This is a genomic window from Halomonas sp. ND22Bw (assembly GCF_003011945.1).
In the GTDB taxonomy this organism is placed as follows: domain Bacteria; phylum Pseudomonadota; class Gammaproteobacteria; order Pseudomonadales; family Halomonadaceae; genus Halomonas; species Halomonas halophila.
Genome location: NZ_PXWD01001496.1, coordinates 1 through 247, shown reverse-complemented (window position 1 = coordinate 247; position 247 = coordinate 1). Strand labels below are relative to the sequence as shown.

1 protein-coding gene is annotated in these 247 nt (G+C 66.4%); it reads right to left on the bottom strand.

What is annotated here, in order from left to right:
* A partial coding sequence (locus tag CVH10_RS23200; protein WP_219925054.1) for a hypothetical protein occupies window positions 1-247 on the bottom strand: 247 nt, incomplete at both ends.

The window sequence follows — 247 nt, the reverse complement described above, 5'->3', positions numbered from 1 at the left end:
ACAGCAGCACGTTGACCGCCACGTCGCGCGACATGGCGTAGCTGAGCGACCCGAAATAGGTCTCGCCGCCATAACGATATCCGGCATTGGCGCGCAGCTCCAGCCGCGGGCTGGGGCGCCAGATCACCCCGGCGTCATAGATCAGCCCATCGGTCTGATAGGCGATGCGCACGGGCGATCCGGTGTCGGTGACGAACCGGCCGTTGTCGTCACGCACGACATTGCCGGCGGCGTCGAGCAGCGGATC